The organism is Salinispirillum marinum, from assembly GCF_042650105.1.
Classification (GTDB): domain Bacteria; phylum Pseudomonadota; class Gammaproteobacteria; order Pseudomonadales; family Natronospirillaceae; genus Salinispirillum; species Salinispirillum marinum.
Genome location: NZ_JBHSAL010000003.1, coordinates 1 through 3,454, shown reverse-complemented (window position 1 = coordinate 3,454; position 3,454 = coordinate 1). Strand labels below are relative to the sequence as shown.

2 rRNA genes are annotated in these 3,454 nt (G+C 52.1%); both read left to right on the top strand.

From position 1 onward, the window contains the following. Positions 1–121: 121 nt before the first annotated feature. Positions 122–3,100 (top strand): 23S ribosomal RNA (locus tag ACFOSD_RS13090). A gap of 236 nt (positions 3,101–3,336) precedes the next feature. Next, positions 3,337–3,452, top strand: a 5S ribosomal RNA gene (gene rrf, locus ACFOSD_RS13085). The last annotated feature ends 2 nt before the right edge of the window (positions 3,453–3,454 follow it).

Genomic DNA, 3,454 nt, shown 5'->3' with positions numbered 1-3,454 from the left:
GTCCTGTTGAAGGTATCTCATTGAGATGGCTTTAATGTGACGGTCTAGCATCACTTGTTGACAGCAGATGCGTACATGCCCTGAGGAGGGTATGTGCCGATCAGAAACCTTAGGGTTATATGGTCAAGCATTTAAGCGTACAGGGTGGATGCCTAGGCAACTGGAGGCGATGAAAGACGTGGTAGCCTGCGAAAAGACTGGGGGAGGTGGCAAACGACCTGTGATCCCGGTATATCTGAATGGGGAAACCCACTGCATACGTGCAGTATCTCTTAGGAGAGGCGAACGCGGGGAACTGAAACATCTAAGTACCCGTAGGAAGAGAAATCAAACGAGATTCCCAAAGTAGCGGCGAGCGAAATGGGAACAGCCCTTAAGCTCAGTGGACGTTAGTGGAAGGTTCTGGAAAGGACCGCCGTAGTGGGTGATAGCCCCGTACACGAAAACCAAACTGAGTGAAAACGAGTAGGTCGGGACACGTGGTATCCTGATTGAACATGGGGGGACCATCCTCCAAGGCTAAATACTCCCAGTTGACCGATAGTGAACCAGTACCGTGAGGGAAAGGCGAAAAGAACCCCTGTGAGGGGAGTGAAATAGATCCTGAAACCCTGTACGTACAAGCAGTGGAAGCCTCTTTAGGGGGGTGACTGCGTACCTTTTGTATAATGGGTCAGCGACTTACATTCAGTAGCGAGGTTAACCGACTAGGGGAGCCGTAGAGAAATCGAGTCTTAATAGGGCGTCTAGTTGCTGGGTGTAGACCCGAAACCGAGTGATCTATCCATGGGCAGGTTGAAGGTTGAGTAACATCAACTGGAGGACCGAACTCACTCACGTTGAAAAGTTAGGAGATGACCTGTGGATAGGAGTGAAAGGCTAATCAAACTCGGAGATAGCTGGTTCTCCCCGAAAGCTATTTAGGTAGCGCCTCGGACGAATACCACTGGGGGTAGAGCACTGTTTCGGCTAGGGGGTCATCCCGACTTACCAACCCGATGCAAACTCCGAATACCAGTGAGTACTATCCGGGAGACACACGGCGGGTGCTAACGTCCGTCGTGGAAAGGGAAACAACCCAGACCGCCAGCTAAGGTCCCAAAATTCCAGTTAAGTGGGAAACGATGTGGGAAGGCTCAGACAGCTAGGAGGTTGGCTTAGAAGCAGCCACCCTTTAAAGAAAGCGTAATAGCTCACTAGTCGAGTCGGCCTGCGCGGAAGATATAACGGGGCTCAAACTGGATACCGAAGCTGCGGCAGCAGGTATCACTTAAGTACATTTAGAGAGGCTAAGGCTTAACGTCGAGCGAAGCGAGACGGTCAAGCGCCCCCGACGTTGAGTCGGACGGGAATGGCAGAGAAAAGTGTACTTAAGGATACCTGCTGGGTAGGGGAGCGTTCTGTAAGCCGTAGAAGGTGTATCGAGAGGTATGCTGGAGGTATCAGAAGTGCGAATGCTGACATGAGTAACGACAAAACGGGTGAAAAACCCGTTCGCCGGAAGACCAAGGGTTCCTGTTCAACGTTAATCGGAGCAGGGTGAGTCGGCCCCTAAGGCGAGGCTGAAGAGCGTAGTCGATGGGAAACGGGTTAATATTCCCGTACCGATGTGTATTGCGATGGGAGGACGGAGAAGGCTAGGCCAGCCTGGCGATGGTTGTCCAGGTTTAAGGGCGTAGGCAGAGGTTTTAGGTAAATCCGGAACCTTAATGCTGAGACCTGATGACGGTGACACTACGGTGTCCGAAGTGGTTAATGCCATGCTTCCAGGAAAAGTCTCTAAGCTTCAGATACACACTGACCGTACCCCAAACCGACACAGGTGGTCAGGTAGAGAATACCAAGGCGCTTGAGAGAACTCGGGTGAAGGAACTAGGCAAAATGGTACCGTAACTTCGGGAGAAGGTACGCCGCATTAGGGTGATGAGACTTGCTCTCTAAGCCTGAAGCGGTCGAAGATACCAGGTGGCTGCGACTGTTTATTAAAAACACAGCACTCTGCAAACTCGAAAGAGGACGTATAGGGTGTGACGCCTGCCCGGTGCCGGAAGGTTAATTGATGGGGTTAGCTTAGGCGAAGCTCTTGATCGAAGCCCCGGTAAACGGCGGCCGTAACTATAACGGTCCTAAGGTAGCGAAATTCCTTGTCGGGTAAGTTCCGACCTGCACGAATGGCGTAACGATGGCCACGCTGTCTCCACCCGAGACTCAGTGAAATTGAACTCGCTGTTAAGATGCAGTGTATCCGCGGCTAGACGGAAAGACCCCGTGAACCTTTACTATAGCTTCACACTGGACTTTGATATGACTTGTGTAGGATAGCTGGGAGACTTAGAAGCGTGAACGCCAGTTTGCGTGGAGTCGACCTTGAAATACCAGCCTGGTCATCTTGAGGTTCTAACTCAGGCGTAACAGCGTCGAGGACAGTGTGTGGTGGGTAGTTTGACTGGGGCGGTCTCCTCCCAAAGAGTAACGGAGGAGCACGAAGGTTGGCTAAGCATGGTCGGAAATCATGCGGTTAGTGTAATGGCACAAGCCAGCTTGACTGCGAGACGGACAGGTCGAGCAGGTACGAAAGTAGGTCATAGTGATCCGGTGGTTCTGTATGGAAGGGCCATCGCTCAACGGATAAAAGGTACTCCGGGGATAACAGGCTGATACCGCCCAAGAGTTCACATCGACGGCGGTGTTTGGCACCTCGATGTCGGCTCATCACATCCTGGGGCTGAAGCCGGTCCCAAGGGTATGGCTGTTCGCCATTTAAAGTGGTACGCGAGCTGGGTTTAGAACGTCGTGAGACAGTTCGGTCCCTATCTGCCGTGGACGTATGAGACTTGAGAAGAGCTGCTCCTAGTACGAGAGGACCGGAGTGGACGAACCTCTGGTGTTCCGGTTGTCACGCCAGTGGCATTGCCGGGTAGCTACGTTCGGACAGGATAACCGCTGAAAGCATCTAAGCGGGAAGCCCCCTTCAAGATAAGGTCTCACTGGACGCAAGTCCCTAAAGGGCCCTGGAAGACCACCAGGTTGATAGGCTGGGTGTGTAAGCGTTGTAAGGCGTTGAGCTAACCAGTACTAATTGCCCGTGAGGCTTGACCATATAACGCCTAAGGCGTTTGGTCTGCAGAGATAAGTGAGAAGAGACGTACCGGTGCTTGAATGATTAAACTTGTGCAACGATCGAGAGATCGGACGTGTTAGAATCGCATATTCAGAACGCATGATTGCTGTGGGAAGATATAAGCCCACAGTGACGGCAACGAACAGAGAGGGTGTGGGTAGCGTAGATCGGAAAGAGAAGATCAACAACGCACCGGCACAAACTCGACCAGTTTGCTTGACGATCATAGAACCTTGGAACCACCTGATCCCATCCCGAACTCAGACGTGAAACGAGGTATCGCCGATGGTAGTGTGGGGTCTCCCCATGTGAGAGTAGGTCATCGTCAAGCTC